The 18,606-nt window shown below is 38.9% G+C and carries 18 protein-coding genes; 3 read left to right on the plus strand and 15 right to left on the minus strand.

Annotated elements, in window-relative coordinates; genetic code table 11:
* Positions 1 to 83: 83 nt before the first annotated feature.
* Positions 84 to 1,625: a threonine ammonia-lyase, biosynthetic gene (gene ilvA, locus DPV81_RS07725; protein WP_111387702.1), complete on the plus strand. Its 1,542-nt coding sequence runs from the start codon at positions 84 to 86 to the stop codon at positions 1,623 to 1,625.
* Positions 1,626 to 1,675: 50 nt separating this feature from the next.
* Here the strand turns inward: ilvA and DPV81_RS07730 are convergent, their stop codons facing one another.
* The 13 genes from DPV81_RS07730 to zapB all read right to left on the minus strand — a co-directional run bounded on the left by DPV81_RS07730 (position 1,676) and on the right by zapB (position 12,478).
* Positions 1,676 to 2,104 carry a F0F1 ATP synthase subunit epsilon gene (locus DPV81_RS07730; protein WP_005699104.1) on the minus strand — a complete coding sequence of 143 codons (429 nt, stop codon included), beginning with the start codon at positions 2,102 to 2,104 and terminating at the stop codon, positions 1,676 to 1,678.
* A gap of 30 nt (positions 2,105 to 2,134) precedes the next feature.
* Positions 2,135 to 3,508 (minus strand): F0F1 ATP synthase subunit beta, encoded by a 1,374-nt coding sequence (atpD, locus tag DPV81_RS07735; protein ID WP_049371380.1) that lies wholly within the window; start codon positions 3,506 to 3,508, stop codon positions 2,135 to 2,137.
* Between the two features lie 16 nt (positions 3,509 to 3,524).
* On the minus strand, positions 3,525 to 4,394 hold the full coding sequence (gene atpG, locus DPV81_RS07740; RefSeq protein WP_005694946.1) for a F0F1 ATP synthase subunit gamma: 870 nt from the start codon (positions 4,392 to 4,394) through the stop codon (positions 3,525 to 3,527).
* A gap of 18 nt (positions 4,395 to 4,412) precedes the next feature.
* On the minus strand, positions 4,413 to 5,954 hold the full coding sequence (atpA, locus tag DPV81_RS07745) for a F0F1 ATP synthase subunit alpha (protein WP_049365101.1): 1,542 nt from the start codon (positions 5,952 to 5,954) through the stop codon (positions 4,413 to 4,415).
* A gap of 12 nt (positions 5,955 to 5,966) precedes the next feature.
* Positions 5,967 to 6,500 (minus strand): F0F1 ATP synthase subunit delta, encoded by a 534-nt coding sequence (gene atpH / locus DPV81_RS07750; RefSeq protein WP_111387704.1) that lies wholly within the window; start codon positions 6,498 to 6,500, stop codon positions 5,967 to 5,969.
* A 12-nt stretch (positions 6,501 to 6,512) separates the two neighbouring features.
* Positions 6,513 to 6,983: a F0F1 ATP synthase subunit B gene (gene atpF / locus DPV81_RS07755; protein WP_005699161.1), complete on the minus strand. Its 471-nt coding sequence runs from the start codon at positions 6,981 to 6,983 to the stop codon at positions 6,513 to 6,515.
* Between the two features lie 49 nt (positions 6,984 to 7,032).
* Positions 7,033 to 7,287, minus strand: coding sequence for a F0F1 ATP synthase subunit C (gene atpE / locus DPV81_RS07760; protein ID WP_005539567.1), 255 nt, complete (start codon positions 7,285 to 7,287; stop codon positions 7,033 to 7,035).
* A gap of 55 nt (positions 7,288 to 7,342) precedes the next feature.
* Complete coding sequence (gene atpB, locus DPV81_RS07765; protein WP_014064469.1) at positions 7,343 to 8,131, minus strand: F0F1 ATP synthase subunit A; 789 nt, start codon at positions 8,129 to 8,131, stop codon at positions 7,343 to 7,345.
* A 22-nt stretch (positions 8,132 to 8,153) separates the two neighbouring features.
* Entirely contained in the window at positions 8,154 to 8,528 is a 375-nt protein-coding gene (locus tag DPV81_RS07770) for an ATP synthase subunit I (protein WP_111387706.1), read from the minus strand.
* A gap of 139 nt (positions 8,529 to 8,667) precedes the next feature.
* Complete coding sequence (gene rsmG / locus DPV81_RS07775) at positions 8,668 to 9,279, minus strand: 16S rRNA (guanine(527)-N(7))-methyltransferase RsmG (RefSeq protein ID WP_111387708.1); 612 nt, start codon at positions 9,277 to 9,279, stop codon at positions 8,668 to 8,670.
* 170 nt (positions 9,280 to 9,449) lie between these two features.
* Complete coding sequence (mnmG, locus tag DPV81_RS07780; protein WP_111387710.1) at positions 9,450 to 11,339, minus strand: tRNA uridine-5-carboxymethylaminomethyl(34) synthesis enzyme MnmG; 1,890 nt, start codon at positions 11,337 to 11,339, stop codon at positions 9,450 to 9,452.
* 431 nt (positions 11,340 to 11,770) lie between these two features.
* Positions 11,771 to 12,208: an FMN-binding protein MioC gene (gene mioC / locus DPV81_RS07785; RefSeq protein WP_111387712.1), complete on the minus strand. Its 438-nt coding sequence runs from the start codon at positions 12,206 to 12,208 to the stop codon at positions 11,771 to 11,773.
* Positions 12,209 to 12,259: 51 nt separating this feature from the next.
* Positions 12,260 to 12,478 carry a cell division protein ZapB gene (zapB, locus tag DPV81_RS07790; RefSeq protein ID WP_014064476.1) on the minus strand — a complete coding sequence of 73 codons (219 nt, stop codon included), beginning with the start codon at positions 12,476 to 12,478 and terminating at the stop codon, positions 12,260 to 12,262.
* Between the two features lie 143 nt (positions 12,479 to 12,621).
* On the opposite strand from zapB, the gene glpX reads away from it, so the two are divergent.
* On the plus strand, positions 12,622 to 13,635 hold the full coding sequence (gene glpX, locus DPV81_RS07795; RefSeq protein WP_111387714.1) for a class II fructose-bisphosphatase: 1,014 nt from the start codon (positions 12,622 to 12,624) through the stop codon (positions 13,633 to 13,635).
* Positions 13,636 to 13,694: 59 nt separating this feature from the next.
* On the opposite strand, the gene mutS is transcribed toward glpX, so the two are convergent.
* A complete protein-coding gene (gene mutS, locus DPV81_RS07800) occupies positions 13,695 to 16,277 on the minus strand; it encodes a DNA mismatch repair protein MutS (protein ID WP_111387716.1) in 2,583 nt (860 codons plus the stop codon).
* A gap of 83 nt (positions 16,278 to 16,360) precedes the next feature.
* A complete protein-coding gene (locus DPV81_RS07805) occupies positions 16,361 to 17,077 on the minus strand; it encodes an MgtC/SapB family protein (protein WP_014064479.1) in 717 nt (238 codons plus the stop codon).
* A gap of 166 nt (positions 17,078 to 17,243) precedes the next feature.
* On the opposite strand from DPV81_RS07805, the gene rimO reads away from it, so the two are divergent.
* Positions 17,244 to 18,581, plus strand: coding sequence for a 30S ribosomal protein S12 methylthiotransferase RimO (gene rimO / locus DPV81_RS07810; RefSeq protein ID WP_111387717.1), 1,338 nt, complete (start codon positions 17,244 to 17,246; stop codon positions 18,579 to 18,581).
* Positions 18,582 to 18,606: the final 25 nt, after the last annotated feature.

The following is an 18,606-nucleotide window of genomic DNA, read 5'->3' on the forward strand; positions in this document are numbered from 1 at the left end:
TGTCTGATTCTCCCTCTCTTTTATGAGAGGGATAAATAAAATAAAGAAAATTTAACCGCACTTCATCATAAACAACAAATATCATGAAAAACCTACTCACCAATCCTCAACCCTCTCAATCGGATTACATTAACGCGATTGTTAAACTTGGCTCCAGAGTATATGAAGCCGCTACTGTAACCCCGCTACAAAAAATGGGAAAATTGTCTGATCGCCTACATAATAATATTTGGATTAAGCGTGAAGACCGCCAGCCAGTAAATAGCTTTAAACTGCGTGGTGCCTATGCAATGATTTCCAGCCTTTCTGATGAACAAAAACAGGCTGGTGTTATTGCTGCTTCTGCGGGCAATCATGCGCAAGGCGTAGCATTATCAGCGAAACAACTTGGGCTAAAAGCATTGATCGTTATGCCACAAAACACACCAAGCATTAAAGTGGATGCAGTTCGCGGTTTTGGTGGTGAAGTGTTGCTACACGGAGCCAATTTTGATGAAGCCAAAGCTAAAGCTATTGAGCTTTCAAAATCTAAACATATGACATTTATCCCGCCGTTTGATCATCCATTGGTTATCGCTGGGCAAGGTACATTGGCGATGGAAATGTTGCAACAAGTTGCCGATTTGGATTATGTCTTTGTACAAGTCGGAGGTGGTGGTCTCGCCGCTGGCGTAGCCATTTTACTCAAACAATTTATGCCGGAAATTAAAGTCATTGGTGTCGAATCCAAAGATTCAGCTTGTTTGAATGCGGCCTTAGAAAAAGGTGAACCTACCGATTTAGCACACGTTGGCTTATTTGCTGATGGTGTAGCAGTAAAACGTATTGGTGACGAAACATTCCGTTTATGTCAAAAATATTTAGACGGTATGGTATTGGTAGACAGCGATGAAGTTTGTGCGGCAATGAAAGATTTATTCGAAAACGTGCGTGCTGTCGCAGAACCTTCTGGTGCCTTAGGATTAGCCGGTTTAAAGAAATACGTAAAACAAAACAATCTGGAAGGCAAAAATATGGCGGCAATTTTATCTGGTGCCAATCTTAACTTCCATACATTGCGTTATGTTTCAGAACGTTGCGAAATTGGTGAAAACCGTGAAGCTTTACTGGCGGTAACCATGCCGGAACAGCCTGGCAGCTTCTTAAAATTTGCTCATGTCATCGGCAACCGTGCGGTAACAGAATTCAGTTATCGTTATGCAGATAATCAAAAAGCCTGTATTTTCGTTGGTGTGCGCACGGCTAATGAAGCTGAAAAATCGGAAATTATTGCTGATTTAACGAAAAATGGTTTTGATGTAGAAGATATGTCTGATGATGATATTGCGAAAACTCACGTACGTTATTTAATGGGTGGACGAGTATCCAATCATCATGAACGACTTTATAGCTTTGAATTTCCAGAGCAAAAAGGCGCTTTACTTAAATTCTTAGAGATTTTGGGTAAACGTTGGAATATTTCATTATTCCATTATCGTGCACATGGAGCCGATTACGGTAATATTCTTGCGGCTTTCCAATTAGGCGAAAAAGATAACGTAGAATTTGAACAAGCTTTAGCAGAACTCGGCTATGTTTATGAAGATGTGAGTGAAAGTAAAGCATATCGATATTTCTTACGATAGAAAAATAAAAAGAGCGGTCAAAATAACCGCTCTTTTTTATTATCATTAACTTATCGTTTTGATTTAACGAGTTTTTCAGTAAGTTCGTAAGCACGAAGTTTCGCTAACTCTTTAGAAAGTTTAGCTACAAGTAAATCATGATCCACATCAACTGCGTGATTCACAATATTTTCTTCCGCTTTACGTTTTGCTTCACGAATACGATCTGCATCTAACTCGCTACCGCGAATTGCAACATCGGCAAGTACCGTTACTACTTTAGGTTGAACTTCTAAGAAGCCGCCTGAAACATAGATAACTTCTTCATTGCCATCTTCAAGGGTGAATTTAACAATCCCTGGCTTAATCGCCGTCATCAAAGGGGTGTGGTTTGGTAAAATACCAAGTTCACCTTCCACACCTGTTGCTTGGATTTGTTTAACAGCACCTTCAAAGATTTTTCGCTCTGCGCTGACTATTATTAGGTTAAATGTCGCCATTTTTGTTCTCCTTCAAATGACTTGAAGTGATTACATATTTTTGGCTTTTTCTAGCGCTTCGTCGATTGTACCGACCATGTAGAACGCTTGTTCTGGAATATGGTCGTATTCGCCGTTTAAAATACCTTTAAAGCCGCGGATAGTTTCTTTTAAAGAAACGTATTTACCTGGAGTACCGTTAAATACCTCAGCAACGAAGAACGGTTGTGATAAGAAACGTTCAATTTTACGTGCACGTGCTACCACAAGTTTGTCATCTTCAGATAACTCGTCCATACCAAGAATTGCAATAATATCTTTTAATTCTTTATAACGTTGTAAGATACCTTGTACGCCACGCGCTACATCATAGTGCTCTTGACCAACAACGAGTGGATCTAATTGGCGTGAAGTTGAATCTAATGGGTCAACCGCAGGGTAAATACCTAAAGACGCAATTTGACGACTTAATACAACTGTTGAGTCTAAGTGCGCAAAGGTTGTTGCCGGAGATGGGTCAGTTAAGTCATCCGCAGGTACGTATACCGCTTGAACAGAGGTGATAGAACCTGTTTTGGTTGAAGTGATACGTTCTTGTAACACACCCATTTCTTCTGCTAATGTTGGTTGATAACCTACCGCAGATGGCATACGGCCTAATAACGCAGATACTTCAGTACCAGCAAGGGTATAACGATAGATGTTATCCACGAAGAATAATACATCACGACCCTCGTCACGGAATTTTTCAGCCATGGTTAAACCAGTTAACGCAACACGTAAACGGTTACCTGGTGGCTCATTCATTTGTCCGTAAACTAATGATACTTTATCTAATACGTTAGAATCTTTCATTTCATGATAGAAGTCATTACCTTCACGAGTACGCTCACCTACCCCCGCAAATACAGAGTAACCTGAGTGCTCAATCGCGATATTACGGATTAATTCCATCATGTTAACGGTTTTACCTACACCCGCACCACCGAATAGACCCACTTTACCACCTTTTGCGAATGGACAAATTAAGTCGATAACTTTGATACCAGTTTCTAATAATTCCGTACTGTTAGATTGTTCTTCATAGCTTGGTGCCGGACGGTGAATAGACCAACTTTCTTCTGCGCCAATTTCACCGCGCTCATCAATTGGTTCACCCAATACGTTCATAATACGGCCTAACGTTTTAGTCCCTACTGGAACTTGAATTGGGTTACCCGTATTTTCTACTTTTAAGCCACGTTTTAAGCCGTCAGACGTACCTAATGCGATACAGCGAACTACACCGCCACCTAATTGTTGTTGAACTTCAAGCGTTAAACCTGATTCAACTTTTAATGCATCGTAAACTTTTGGTACTGCATCTTGTGGGAATTCAACGTCAATCACCGCACCGATGATTTGTACAATTTTTCCTGCTGACATTACCGTTCCTCTTTCATTAAATCGCTGCCGCGCCGGCGACGATTTCGTTTAATTCATTTGTAATACTTGCTTGACGGGCTTTATTGTAAACTAATCGCAAGTCATTGATTAAATTACCTGCATTATCAGTTGCCGCTTTCATTGCTACCATTCTAGCAGCTTGCTCGGAAGCAAGGTTATCTACCACAGATTGATACACTTGTGATTCCAAATAACGAGTAAGCAAACTGTCTAATAAGACTTTTGGCTCTGGCTCGTAAAGGTAATCCCAGGTGCTTTGTCTTTGCTCTAAATTATCGGTTTCTAATGCCGGTAATGGTATTAATTGTTGATAAACAGGTTTTTGTGCCATTGTATTAACGAATTTATTGTAAGCAATATAAACTGCATCTACTTCTTCGTCTTTATAGCTACCAAACATACCGTTTGCAACACCAATTAAATCTTCCATTGTCGGATTATCACCCAAACCGGAAAGTTGTGCACGGACAGGTAATCCTAATGAACGGAAGAAGCTAATGCCTTTTGAGCCAATTAAACCCAATTCAACATTAACACCTTTATCTTTCCATTGTTTGATTTCTGTCATGACGGTTTTAAACAAGTTAATGTTCAAACCACCACACATTCCGCGGTCAGTCGAGACCACTAAGATCCCGACTTTTTTTACTTCGCGTTGAATTAAAAATGGGTGTTTATAACCAACACTTGCTTTAGAGACGTGGCTGATAACATTTCGTATTGTTTCAGAATACGGACGAGAAGCCGACATACGATCCTGCGTTTTACGCATTTTCGAGGTCGCCACCATTTCCATTGCCTTTGTAATTTTTTGTGTACTTTGTACACTGGCAATTTTGGTTTTTATCTCTTTTGCACCTGCCATCTTATTTCTCCGTTACTTTTACCACGCGCTGTTGGCTTTAAAGTTATCCAAAATCGATTTCAATGATGCTTTAACTTCATCATTGTAATTACCGGTTTTGGTCAATTCAGCCATAAACTCGCTGTGGTTACGGCGAGCGTAATCTAAAAGTGCAGCTTCAAAACTTGCAATTTTTTGCAATTCCACATCTTCTAAATAGCCAAACTCAACCGCGAAAAGCAACACAGATTGCTCTGCTACGCTAAGCGGTACATATTGTTTTTGTTTCAATAATTCAGTGACTTTTTCACCGTGAGAAAGTTGTTTGCGGGTAGCATCATCAAGGTCAGATGCGAACTGAGCAAACGCCGCTAATTCACGATATTGAGCTAATGCGGTACGGATACCACCAGCTAATTTTTTCACTACTTTAGTTTGTGCAGAACCACCCACACGAGATACCGAAATACCAGGGTTTACCGCTGGACGAATACCAGAGTTAAATAAGTTAGATTCTAAGAAAATCTGACCATCGGTAATCGAAATTACGTTGGTTGGAACGAATGCTGAAACGTCACCTGCTTGAGTTTCAATAATTGGAAGAGCGGTTAAAGAACCTGTTTTTCCTTTTACTGCACCTTGAGTGAATTTTTCTACGTATTCTTCATTTACACGCGCTGCACGTTCAAGTAAACGTGAGTGTAGATAGAATACGTCACCTGGATAGGCTTCACGACCTGGTGGACGACGTAATAATAATGAAATTTGACGATAAGCAACGGCTTGTTTTGATAAGTCATCGTAAACGATTAACGCATCTTCACCGCGATCACGGAAATATTCACCCATTGCACAACCAGCGTAAGGTGCTAAATATTGTAACGCAGCTGATTCAGATGCTGATGCTGCAACAACGATTGTGTTTTCAAGCGCACCGTGCTCTTCTAATTTACGCACTACGTTTGCAATAGTCGACGCTTTTTGACCGATCGCTACATAGATACATTTAATACCTGAATCACGTTGGTTAATAATTGCGTCGATTGCTAATGCTGTTTTACCCGTTTGACGGTCACCGATGATTAACTCACGTTGACCACGACCGATTGGAACCATGGAGTCAACCGCTTTATAACCGGTTTGTACAGGCTGATCAACAGATTTACGATCGATAACACCTGGTGCAATCACTTCAACAGGAGAGAAACCATCGTTTTCAATTTCACCTTTACCATCGATTGGCTGGCCAAGTGTATTTACCACACGACCTAATAAACCACGACCAACTGGTACTTCAAGGATACGACCAGTACATTGTACTTCCATACCTTCCGCTAAATCTGCGTAAGGACCCATTACTACCGCACCAACAGAATCACGTTCAAGGTTAAGTGCCATTGCGTAACGGTTGCCTGGTAAGGCGATCATTTCGCCTTGCATCACATCGCTTAAGCCATGAATACGAATAATCCCGTCACTTACAGAAACAATAGTCCCTGTATTACGGGCTTCGCTCACCACGTCAAATTGAGCGATGCGTTTTTTAATCAATTCACTAATTTCAGTTGAATTTAGTTGCATCTTGTATTCCTCTTATAATTGCAACTCATTTGCGAGACGAGCAAGTTGTCCACGACTACTTCCGTCAATCACAAAATCTTCTGTACGAATCACTACACCGGCAATCAGTGAGCTATCTACATTGCAATTTAATTTCACTTTGCGAGCTAATCTTTTTTCCATTGCAGCTGCAATTTTTTCGATTTGTGTTGCATTCAATGGTTGTGCTGAAGTTACTTCAACTTCTGCAATAGCTTGATGTTCTTCCACATAATGTTTAAATTCTTCAAACACGGTAGGAATCGCACTCAAACGCTTATTTTCAGCCATTAACCGAATAAGATTTTGCCCATATTGATCCAATTGTTCGCCACAAATAGAAATTACTGTATCAGCTAATTTCTGTGCAGAAAGAGAACTACTTAAGTAAGCTTTTACCGTTTCATCTTCAGCTATGGCTGCAGCAAAACCTAACATTTCAGTCCATTTTTCAACCGCACTTTGTTCAATGGCAAAGTCGAATGCAGCTTTTGCATAAGGGCGAGCTATTGTAGTTAATTCTGACATAAGCTAAGCCTCTTATAACTCTGCAACTAATTTATCAATAATGTCATTGTTTGCCGCTTCATCAATAGAACGACCCACAATTTTCTCAGCACCCGCTACTGCTAATGAAGCCACTTTAACACGTAATTCTTCTTGAACACGTTTACGTTCTGCTTCTACTTCAGCATAACCTTGAGCAATAATTTTTGCTTTTAGTTCTTCAGCTTCTGCCTTCACTTCGTCTAACACTTCATTGCGACGTTTATTCGCAGCATCTAAAATTTCTTGAGCTTGTACTTTGGCAGATAAAAGTTCTTGTTCCACAAGATTTTTAGTATCTGCTTGCTCTTTTTTCGCTGCTTCAGCTGACGCTAACGCGTTCGCAATTTGGCTTTGACGTGTTTCAATCGCATTAATAATTGGTGGCCAAACAAACTTCATGCAGAACCACACGAAAAGTGCGAACGCAATAAGTTGACCAATCAATGTTGCATTTAAATTCACAACGTCCTCCTTACTATGCTTGTTTTACGTTGATAAGCAAATAAGGTGATTATTGTAATAAACCGATGAATGGGTTTGCGAAAATGAAAAGTAATGAAATACCAACAGCAATCATTGCAATCGCATCCAAAAGACCAGCCACGATAAACATTTTAGTTTGTAGGCTAGATGCTAATTCAGGTTGGCGAGCAGATGATTCTAAGAATTTACCACCTAAGATCGCAAAGCCGATTGCAGTACCTAATGCAGCAAATGCAAGAAGAATTGATGCACCAATGATTGTCGCTGTAATTACAGTTTCCATAATGTTCTCCAATAGATAGAAGTTAAGTTTAGCCCTAGAGCCGGTTAATAAAAAATTAATGTTCTGCTTTGTTATAAGCAATACTTAAATAAACCACCGTTAACATCATAAAGATGAATGCTTGTAACGTAATAACCAAAATATGGAAAATAGCCCAAGCTAGGTGTAATGGGATTCCCAATGCTGCAATGGCCACATTTGCAGAGTACATCACAGCGATAAGAATAAAGATTAATTCCCCTGCATACATATTACCGAAAAGACGGAAAGCAAGAGAAATAGGTTTAGCTAATAAAGTTACTGTTTCAAGAATAAAGTTTACAGGAATAAACGCCCAATGATTAAAAGGATGGAGTGTATATTCTTTCACTAAACCACCAAAACCTTTTGATTTAATTGTATAGAAAAGAATGAGGAAGAATACACAGATTGACATACCTAATGTTGCACTGATATCTGCTGTTGGTACTGCTCTTAAATAATGAATACCAAAAAGACCGGCAAATTGAGGAAGAAAATCAACTGGGATTAAGTCAATAGCATTCATAATGAATACCCAGCAGAAAATGGTTAAAGCAATTGGTGCGACCACATTACGCGGACCATGAAAGTTTTCTTTCACAATGCCATCAACCCAACCTACAACAATTTCAACCAAACATTGCATTTTACCTGGTACGCCTGTCGTAGCATTTTTTGCAACACGAGAAAAGATAAACAAGAAAATCACTGCCGATACAATTGAGAAAAAAAGCGTATCGAAGTGAACGTTCCAGAAACCATCACCTGTCTTCAAGAAAGACAAGTGGTGACTAATATATTCGGAAGTTGTTTGTCCAGACATAGTCAACCCTTTGTAGAAAAAATTAAGATCTATTTAACAAAAACGGAATAAAATTATTCAACGCTAATGCTGTAAAAAAACCAACAAAAAATAAAATAAAATGTGAGATAACAAGCCATTTAAAGGACACCCCCACAAGCACAATCGTTAGCATAAACTTTAACGCTTCACCACGATAAAATGCCGTTAATTTTGTTGAAAAATCTTGTTTGCGAAAAAAAACAATATAAGCAAAAGCACAAAATGGTACAAAAGCACTGATAAATCCTAAACTGAAATCTACCGCACTTTCACCTTGCCAAATTGCAAGGAATAATCCCAAAACAACAAGACAAATCGATTCAATGATTATCGCTTTTTGATATCGATTTTTAGCCTGTGTTAAAACCTTAGACATTATCTTATTTTTTTAAAATACAAAAACTATCTAATTATACCCGTGCTACGAAGAGTTTCAACTTTTAAACCACTAAAAAATGTTAAACAAATCACACTTTTAAAAAATTATTCACAAAATACTCATAAAAAAGTATGTTTTATTGTAAAACGATTAAATGTCGCTCACCTACAAGCTCAGGGACATGCAAAGTAATCACGTCTTTCACTTCGAATTTTTTGTCTAATTCTTGAACTTCATCTTCGTGATAAATGCCTTTCAAAGCATAAAAATACCCATTTTCTTTTGGCAAATGATGACACCAATCTGTCATATCTTTTAACGAAGCAAATGCACGACTTAATATACCGTCGAATTTTTGTTCAGGTTGGTATTCCTCAACACGGCTAAGAACAGGTTCTACATTTGTTAGTGCTAACTCACGTACTGCATTTCGAATGAAGCTAATACGCTTACCTAAACTATCTAACAAGACAAATTGCTTGGTGGGGTTAATAATGGCTAAAGGCAGGCCTGGCAAGCCTGGACCTGTTCCTACATCAATAAAACGATCTCCTTGTAAATGAGGACTAACAACAATACTATCCAAGATATGTTTTACTAACATTTCTTGTGGATCACGTACAGAGGTTAAATTATAAGCTTTGTTCCATTTATGGAGTAATTGTACCAACTGAATCAGCTGATCTTTTTGCAGATCGGTTAATTGAATTTCTGCTTGAGCCAGTAAATTTTCGAGTTTTGCTTTCATTTTTCTATCTATCTTGTCTGTTTGTCGTCATTCTACTTGAAAGTGCGGTTAAAATCCTTAGTGTTTTTATTTCAGCAAAAATTTAGCCTACCAATTACATCTTTTTAATTTGTAATATAAAAAAGTGCGATGAAAATTCACCGCACTTTTGCTTTCAATACCTGAGAAGTTTACTCCCCACGTTTTAGCATGCCTTGTTTTTTCAAATTAACCAGAATAATTGAAATTGCTGCAGGAGTAACACCTGAAATTCGGCTTGCTTGACCAATGGAAACTGGACGATGCTGTTCCAACTTCGCATGCACTTCATTAGATAAACCAGACACTTTGCTGTAATCAAAGTTAGCCGGGATAGCTGTATTTTCGTGGCGTTTTTGTTTTTCAATTTCTTCTTGTTGATGCTCAATATAGCCTTGATATTTAATGGCAATTTCCACTTGTTCTACGGCTTCTCTGTCTTCCATTGCCGGTTTATATGGCGTTAAAGAAGTCAAAATATCGTAGGTCATTTCCGGACGGCGCAATAAATCTTCACCGCTGGCCTCACGCACAAGTGGGCTGCCAAGTACTTTATTCGCTTCTTCTAAATATTCAGAGCGTGGATGCAGCCAAATGCTGCGTAAGCGCTGGCGTTCTTGTTCAATATTTTCCATTTTTTGATTGAAGCGTGCCCAGCGAGCCTCATCAATCAAACCTAATTCATGGGCAATTGGCGTTAAACGAATGTCTGCATTGTCTTCACGTAATAACAAACGGTATTCAGCACGAGAAGTAAATACACGATACGGTTCTTTGGTGCCAAGCGTGCAAAGATCATCCACTAATACACCTGTATAAGATTGATCGCGACGTGGATACCATGCATCTTTCTCTTGTACGTAAAGACCTGCGTTAATCCCCGCCAATAAGCCTTGTGCTGCCGCTTCTTCATAACCGGTTGTACCGTTAATTTGACCCGCAAAGAATAAACCCGAAATCGATTTAGTTTCTAACGTTGGTTTTAAGTCACGTGGATCAAAATAATCATATTCAATGGCATAACCTGGTTTAATGATGCGAGCTTTTTCCAAACCTTTCATAGAATTTACAATGCCCATTTGCACGTCAAACGGCAAACTGGTAGAAATTCCATTTGGATAAACTTCATTGCTGGTTAAGCCTTCTGGTTCCAAATAAATTTGATGTGAATTACGATCTGCAAAACGCATCACTTTATCTTCAATGGATGGACAATAACGTGGACCGATCCCTTCAATCACTCCAGTATACATTGGACTGCGATCCAAGTTATTACGTATCACTTCATGGGTTTGTTCATTGGTATGGGTGATATAACAAGGAATTTGTTGAGGGTGATCAGATACCGATCCCATAAAAGAAAATACAGGTAATACAGCATCACCATGTTGTTTAGCCAATATATCAAAATTGATCGTGCGTGCATCAATACGCGGTGGCGTACCCGTTTTTAAACGATCAACACGTAAATTCAGATCACGTAAACGATGAGAAAGTGTAACAGATGCCGGATCACCAGCTCGACCACCTTCATAATGTTCTAAACCAATATGGATCTTACCCGCTAAGAAAGTACCGGCTGTTAAAATGACTGATTTAGCACGGAATTTAAGCCCCATTTTGGTTTCCACTCCACAAACGCGATCTTGTTCAATTAAAATATCGGTTACTTCTTGTTGAAAAATATCTAAATTTGGTTGGTTTTCAAGTGCGATACGTACGGCTTGGCGATATAACACGCGGTCAGCTTGAGCACGAGTTGCACGTACAGCAGGCCCTTTACTGCTGTTTAAAGTACGAAATTGAATACCCGCCCTATCTGCAGCATGCGCCATTAAGCCGCCCATAGCATCCACTTCTTTCACTAAATGGCCTTTACCAATACCACCAATAGCAGGGTTACATGACATTTGTCCAAGGGTATCAACATTATGTGTCAATAACAGGGTTTTTAATCCCATACGTGCTGGTGCCAATGCGGCTTCTGTACCGGCATGACCGCCACCAACAACGATCACATCATAATTTTCGGTGTAAAACATATATATATCTCTTCGTCTTCAATTTGATCTTCGATCTAAAAATAGGCGCTATTCTACTGAAAATTACGTGTGCTTGAAAGCAAGAATTCAATTTGTGATAAGAGAAGATCGAGAGGTAATAAAGATAAGATCTATTTATATATAAAGATCTTACTATTGTTACTATTAAGATCCTTTTACCTTGTGAATAAGATCCTTTTCCTTTTTTAAATGAAGAAGTTAGATCATTTTAGACTGTGTTGAAATGTCGTCAGTTTGGAGGCTTTTTTTTGTGGATAACCTTTAATTTTATCCACAGCTAAAACAATCATCATATTTACTCAGTGGAAAAGAACAAGTTTTTGACAGGTTTTATCAAAGTTATCCACAGGTTATTTTTTTGGATAATGGATAAAGAAAAAGCGATAACTCAAATTATCGCTTTATTATGACTAAAGTGCATGAATAAATTGTGGTAGCCAATCTTCCGCAAATTGCTCTTGATCATCAACATGTAAGACATCGATTTTTAAACTCTCGCAAATTTTGACCGCACTTTTTTCACTTAATTGTGTTTCGACTTTATTCACGGCATGACAGAATGTATCGTAATCTGAATTGCCTAAGCCTACAACGGCAAAGCGGAGGGAAGATAAATCTTTATCTGATGCCGCAATTTGTTCAAAGAGTGGTTTCAAATTATCAGGCAATTCACCTGCGCCATGTGTTGAAGTGACAATCAACCAAATATTTTCATCAATCACATCATCAAGTTCTGGACCGTGGAAAAGTACGGTAGAAAAATCTTGTGTTTTTAACACCTCTTCTAAATGCTCCGCCACATATTCAGCGCCACCTAATGTGCTGCCTGAAATCACGCAAATATTCATATTGTTTCCTAATAAGAAAAAAGGCTTAGATTTTCTAAGCCTTTATAGTCATTATACGTTGTCGAATTTACCCAACAATGAACGAATGTGTTCTTGCCAGTTGCGGTGTTCATTTCTAAGTTGCTCGTTTTCATGTTGCAACGCTTCTACCGCTTGTTGAGATTGATTTTTTTGTTCTTTTAATTCTTCCACTTCAAGTTGAAGTAATTGAATGGTTTCTACTGCTTGTCTAATTTTTTCTTCAAGCTGATCTAAAATTTCTAAAGACATAGTGATTTCCTTTTTTAAAATAAGTCCGAAACGGCTTTATTCTACCCACTTAATCCTATTTTTAAAAGCCTCTTGTCAAAATTTATTATGCAAACGTTTGCTTAGTGATAAAATAGCGAGACTTTTTGCATTGGGAGAGAAAAATGAATCGTGCATTAGCTATTGAATTTTCAAGAGTAACCGAAGCAGCTGCATTAGCGGCTTATACTTGGCTTGGACGTGGTAATAAAAATGCGGCAGATGAGGCGGCAGTTAAAGCCATGCGTTATATGCTGAATTTAATCCATATGGACGGTGAAATTGTGATTGGTGAAGGGGAAATTGACGAAGCACCAATGCTTTATATTGGCGAAAAAGTAGGGTCAGGTAATGGTGAACTCGTTTCTATTGCGGTTGATCCAATTGATGGCACAAGAATGACAGCAATGGGCCAATCAAATGCGATTTCAGTATTGGCTGCTGGCGGTAAACGAACCTTCTTAAAAGCGCCAGATATGTATATGGAAAAATTGGTTGTTGGTCCTGAAGTGAAAGGCATGATTGATTTAAGTTTACCTATTGAACAAAATCTTCGCCGTGTGGCTTCTCGTTTAGGTAAATCCTTATCGGATTTAACCGTGATGGTGCTCGCTAAACCACGTCATGATGAAGTGATTAAGCAAATGCATAATCTTGGTATTCGTGTGATGGCTATTCCAGATGGTGATGTTGCTGCTTCGGTTTTATGTTGCTTACCGGATGCTGAAGTGGATATGGTTTATGGCATTGGTGGTGCACCTGAAGGTGTGGCAGCTGCCGCTGCAATTCGCGCATTAGGTGGGGATATGCAAGCTCGCCTTATTCCACGTAATGAAGTGAAAGGCGATACAGAAGAAAACCGTAAAATTGCCGCAAAAGAAGTTCAACGTTGTGAAGCCTTAGGTGTGAAGGTCAATGAAATCTTAAAATTAGAGGATTTAGTACGTGATGATAACCTTGTTTTTGCCGCAACGGGAATTACGCACGGTGAATTACTCAAAGGAATTTCTCACCGTGGCAACTTGGCAACCACAGAAACCTTATTAATTCGTGGTAAATCACGCACCATCCGTAAAATCCAATCTATCCATTATCTTGATAGAAAAGATTCTGAAATCTATGAGATTTTAAGAAATTAGTGAAAATAAAAGAGCGGTCATAAAAAACAATGAATTTTTTGACCGCTCTTTTTTATTTCTTACAGCATTTTCTTCAATTGATACAAATAAGCTAAGGCTTGTTTTGGACTTAATTCATCTGGATCAAGCTGCTCAATGGCTTCACGTAAAGCATCCGGTTCCGCTTCAAAAGCCAATTCACCTTGATGTTTATTTAACGCTCTTAAATGTTGAATTTGTTGATCACCATTTTGAGCCAACAATTTTTCTAACTGATGTAATTTTTGCTTCGCCAGTTTAATCACGGATTGAGGCACACCAGCCAGTGCGGCAACAGCAAGACCATAACTTTTACTTGCTGCACCGTCTTGAACAGCGTGCATAAAGGCAATGGTATTGTTATGTTCTAATGCATCTAAATGAATATTAGCAATGCCTTCAATTTGTTCTGGCAGTGCGGTGAGTTCAAAATAATGGGTCGCAAATAACGTAAGCGAACGAGTTTTCTTTGCCAACCATTCAGCACAAGCCCAAGCTAAAGAAAGCCCATCATAAGTAGACGTACCTCGTCCAATTTCATCAATCAGAACCAAACTTTGTGAAGTGGCTTGATGAAGAATATTCGCCATTTCTGTCATTTCCACCATAAATGTAGAACGACCGGATGCTAAATCATCAGAGGCGCCAATTCGAGTGAAAATTCGATCAATTAGCCCTATAACCGCGCTATCAGCCGGCACAAAACTGCCTATATACGCCATTAACGTAATTAAAGCTGTTTGACGCATATAGGTACTTTTACCGCCCATATTTGGGCCAGTAATAATCAGTAAATGACGCTGTTGATTGAGATTAACAGGGTTAGCAATAAAGGGGTCTTTTAAGACTTGTTCCACCACAGGATGGCGACCATTTTCAATTTTTACGCCAATTTCATCGCTAAATTGTGGTGCAACATAATTTAAGGTTTCTGCTCGCTCTGCCAAGTTAACTAACACATCCAATTCAGACAATGCCAAGCTCGCTAACTGTAATTGACCTAAATGTGGCAACAATAAATCAAATAATTCATCATAAAGTTGCTTCTCTAAAGCAAGCGCCGCTCCTTTTGATTTTAAAACCTTATCTTCATATTCTTTTAATTCAGGAATAATGTAACGTTCGGCATTTTTTAATGTTTGACGGCGAACATAATGAATCGGTGCTTTATGGGCTTGTCCTTGGCTAATTTGAATGTAATAACCATGCACCGCATTAAAACCAATTTTTAAGGTATCAATACCTGTGCTTTCTCGTTCACGTTGTTCTAAATTTTCTAAATATTGCGTTGCGCCAGCGGAAAGGGTTCGCCATTCATCTAATTCTGCATTATAGCCTTCAGCAATAACGCCACCATCGCGAATTAATAACGGAGGAGTTTCAATAATTGCTTTTTGAAGTAGGTCGATTTGCGCGGAAAAATCATCAATTTGTGCGGAAAGTGTGGTCAAATTTGACGATATTTTTGTATGAATCAGCGATTTTATCGGTTCAATTTGTTCTAATGCAGTACGTAAACGTGTGAGATCTCGAGGACGCGCAGAACGTAGTGCTACACGAGCAAGAATCCGTTCCATATCTCCCACTTGTTGCAAATAAGGCTGCAATTCGTGATACAAATCTTGCTCAATAATTTCACCAATGGTTTTTTGGCGTTTTAATAGAATGTCTGTTTGACGGATAGGCTGATGAATCCAACGTTTTAACAAACGGCTACCCATTGGGGTAACGCATTTATCTAATACCGAAGCCAGCGTGTTTTCTGTACCACCCGCAAGATTTTGAGTAAGTTCTAAATTTCGGCGTGTTGCGGCATCTAATTGAATATTATCGTTATTTTGAATAATACTGATGCTTTGAATATGTGGAAGAGAAGCCCGTTGTGTTTCTTTTGCATATTGCAATAAACAACCTGCTGCTGCCAAGCCAAGAGGGGATTTTTCTACACCAAATGCACGTAAATCTTTCGTACCAAATTGACGATTAAGTTCTGAAATCGCCGTACTGAGCTCAAATTCCCAAATAGGACGACGACGTAGACCTTTATAATGTTCGATAATGGCCATTTCGGCAAAATCTTCACAATAAAGTAATTCTACGGGATTAATACGCTGTAATTCAGCTTGTAAGGCTTCTTTTGAATGAGGTTCACAAAGCTGGAAGCGTCCAGATGTCATGTCTAATGTGGCTAGACCAAATTTTTCTTTTTCCTGATAAACCGCCACAATTAAGTTATCTTGGCGTTCTGGTAAAAGCGCTTCATCACTTACCGTACCTGGCGTTACAATTCGTACAATTTTTCGTTCAACCGGCCCTTTTGAGGTGGCAGGATCACCTACTTGCTCACAAATGGCTACAGGTTCACCTAATTGCACTAATTTTGCTAAATAACCTTCTACCGCATGATAAGGCACACCCGCCATGGGAATGGGATTACCTGCTGATTGCCCACGTTTCGTTAAAGAAATATCTAACAACGCTGCCGCTTTTTTTGCATCATCATAAAAAAGCTCATAAAAATCCCCCATTCGATAAAATAACAAAATATCAGGATTTTCTGCTTTTAACTTGAGATATTGCTGCATCATCGGCGTATGCTGCTCGAAATTATCTTGTAAATTCATGATGTTATCCAGTTTAAGTATTTAACTTTTGTCTAGCAAGTAGTGGTTTTACGATAGAAGTAATGTGTTACTTTAAGCTGATTTTAATTTTCTACATCCACACTCAAAACTTCATCTTCTGTTTTTAATAGCGTATAGACATCTTTTAGCATTTCATTATCAATGTTGTAGCATCGCACTTGCAAGCGAACTTCGCCACTTGCTTGGTCTTTTACTGAGATATTTTCAATGCGGTAGTCATGTTTCAATAATAAATCTGTCACTTTACTGATGCCGTTCGCAGAACTTAGTTGAATAGCCAATCGAGTACGTTTTTTATAGGTTTTACGACGAACATAACGTTGCACAATAGGGCTGATACGGATAGCGATTAAAATCATTAAAGTGGCAATAATGGCATCAAAAATAAAGCCTGCACCTGTTGCCACACCGATAGCCGCCGCTGCCCAAATAATGGCAGCTGTGGTTAAGCCTGAAATGGCATCATTTTTCTTGTGTAAAATTACCCCTGCACCTAAGAAACCAATGCCACTGATTACTTGTGCGGCAAGTCGCATAGGGTCAGTTCGAATATTATCTGAAACTTGCGCATAATGTTCTGCAGCTTGAATAGATACAATCGTCAGTACACAAGTCGTCACCGCAATAATGGCACAGGTTTTGACCCCAACCGGTTTGTGTTTAAGTTCACGTTCTAAGCCAATAATCCCGCCAAGTACAAGTGCAAGTAGCATTTTCCCTAGGATAAGTAAATAAGCCGTCTGTTCAAGAGCGGTCGAAAAAAGAAAAGAATTTTCCATGTTAATAATGAATATGAGTAAATAAAAAAAACGGGCATTATTCTACCTGAAAAAAGGACTTTAATGGGCAAATTTACAATCAATTTACCTTTAATTTATCGCCTTTCGGCTTGAAATTGAGTAAAATCTAAAGTTTTGAAAGATGATGATAGCTGAGAATAAATTTATGCAAAAATCAACGCCGAATATTGGCTTTGTAAGTTTAGGTTGTCCTAAAAATTTAGTGGATTCCGAACGTATTCTGACTGAATTACGTACTGATGGGTATAACATTGTGCCAAGTTATGAAAATGTGGACTTGGTTATTGTGAATACTTGCGGTTTTATTGATAGTGCTGTGCAAGAATCCCTAGAAGCTATTGGAGAGGCGTTGGAAGAAAACGGACGTGTGATTGTGACGGGTTGTTTGGGTGCGAAAGAAGATCAAATTCGTCAAGTTCACCCTAAAGTATTGGAAGTGAGCGGTCCTCACAGTTATGAAACGGTAATGGCACAAGTACACAAGTACGTTCCGAAACCTGAGCATAATCCTTACACCAGCCTTGTACCAAAACAAGGGGTGAAATTAACACCAAAACACTACGCTTATTTGAAAATCTCAGAAGGCTGTGATCATCGCTGTACATTCTGTATAATCCCTTCATTACGTGGGGATTTAGAAAGCCGCTCTATCACGCAAGTATTGGATGAAGCAAAACGTCTTGCTGATGCAGGCGTGAAAGAGTTATTGGTTGTTTCACAAGATACTTCTGCTTATGCGATGGATACACAACGCAAAGAAGGTGGCGTGAAAACTGCTTTCTGGAATGGCATGCCAATTAAAAATGACTTAATGACCTTGTGCAAACAGCTTGGTAAATTAGGCATTTGGGTGCGTTTACATTACGTTTATCCTTATCCGCACGTGGATGATTTAATTCCATTAATGGCGGAAGGTTTATTGTTGCCTTATTTGGATATTCCATTACAACATGCGAGTCCGAAAATTTTAAAAGCAATGAAAAGACCAGGAAAAATTGACCGCACTTTAGAGCGCATCAAGCAATGGCGTGAGATTTGTCCAGATTTAACCTTGCGTTCAACTTTCATCGTAGGCTTCCCAGGTGAAACAGAAGAAGATTTCCAAATGTTATTGGATTTCTTAAAAGAAGCACAACTTGATCGCGTGGGCTGTTTCAAATTTAGCCCAGTAGAAGGCGCACCTGCAACTGAAATGACTGACCAAGTGCCTGAAGATGTAAAAGAAGAACGTTTCCACCGCTTTATGCAGTTACAACAAGAAATTTCGGCTGAACGATTAAAACAAAAAATTGGCCAAACGCTTGATGTAATTGTGGATGAAATTGATAATGAAGGTATTATCGGCCGTACAAAAGCTGATGCACCTGAAGTTGATGGCTTAGTTTATATTGAAAATCTAAGTGGCACGCCTGTGAAAGTGGGCGAATTTATTAAAGTAACCATTACTCATTCAGATGAATACGATCTGTGGGGAACCTGTTAATTATTAATATTATTTATTTTTTACC

Source organism: Haemophilus parainfluenzae (assembly GCF_003252795.1).
Taxonomy (GTDB): Bacteria; Pseudomonadota; Gammaproteobacteria; order Enterobacterales; family Pasteurellaceae; genus Haemophilus_D; species Haemophilus_D parainfluenzae_K.

What these genes read in the sequence shown, in the direction of transcription:
- rimO (WP_111387717.1), top strand. Translation starts at nt 17,244, where the DNA reads ATGCAAAAATCAACGCCGAATATTGGCTTTGTAAGTTTAGGTTGTCCT.
- DPV81_RS07805 (WP_014064479.1), bottom strand. Translation starts at nt 17,077, where the DNA reads ATGGAAAATTCTTTTCTTTTTTCGACCGCTCTTGAACAGACGGCTTAT.
- mioC (WP_111387712.1), bottom strand. Translation starts at nt 12,208, where the DNA reads ATGAATATTTGCGTGATTTCAGGCAGCACATTAGGTGGCGCTGAATAT.
- mutS (WP_111387716.1), bottom strand. Translation starts at nt 16,277, where the DNA reads ATGAATTTACAAGATAATTTCGAGCAGCATACGCCGATGATGCAGCAA.
- DPV81_RS07730 (WP_005699104.1), bottom strand. Translation starts at nt 2,104, where the DNA reads ATGGCGACATTTAACCTAATAATAGTCAGCGCAGAGCGAAAAATCTTT.
- zapB (WP_014064476.1), bottom strand. Translation starts at nt 12,478, where the DNA reads ATGTCTTTAGAAATTTTAGATCAGCTTGAAGAAAAAATTAGACAAGCA.
- atpG (WP_005694946.1), bottom strand. Translation starts at nt 4,394, where the DNA reads ATGGCAGGTGCAAAAGAGATAAAAACCAAAATTGCCAGTGTACAAAGT.
- DPV81_RS07770 (WP_111387706.1), bottom strand. Translation starts at nt 8,528, where the DNA reads ATGTCTAAGGTTTTAACACAGGCTAAAAATCGATATCAAAAAGCGATA.
- atpA (WP_049365101.1), bottom strand. Translation starts at nt 5,954, where the DNA reads ATGCAACTAAATTCAACTGAAATTAGTGAATTGATTAAAAAACGCATC.
- ilvA (WP_111387702.1), top strand. Translation starts at nt 84, where the DNA reads ATGAAAAACCTACTCACCAATCCTCAACCCTCTCAATCGGATTACATT.
- atpD (WP_049371380.1), bottom strand. Translation starts at nt 3,508, where the DNA reads ATGTCAGCAGGAAAAATTGTACAAATCATCGGTGCGGTGATTGACGTT.
- atpH (WP_111387704.1), bottom strand. Translation starts at nt 6,500, where the DNA reads ATGTCAGAATTAACTACAATAGCTCGCCCTTATGCAAAAGCTGCATTC.
- rsmG (WP_111387708.1), bottom strand. Translation starts at nt 9,279, where the DNA reads ATGAAAGCAAAACTCGAAAATTTACTGGCTCAAGCAGAAATTCAATTA.
- atpB (WP_014064469.1), bottom strand. Translation starts at nt 8,131, where the DNA reads ATGTCTGGACAAACAACTTCCGAATATATTAGTCACCACTTGTCTTTC.
- atpE (WP_005539567.1), bottom strand. Translation starts at nt 7,287, where the DNA reads ATGGAAACTGTAATTACAGCGACAATCATTGGTGCATCAATTCTTCTT.
- glpX (WP_111387714.1), top strand. Translation starts at nt 12,622, where the DNA reads ATGAATCGTGCATTAGCTATTGAATTTTCAAGAGTAACCGAAGCAGCT.
- mnmG (WP_111387710.1), bottom strand. Translation starts at nt 11,339, where the DNA reads ATGTTTTACACCGAAAATTATGATGTGATCGTTGTTGGTGGCGGTCAT.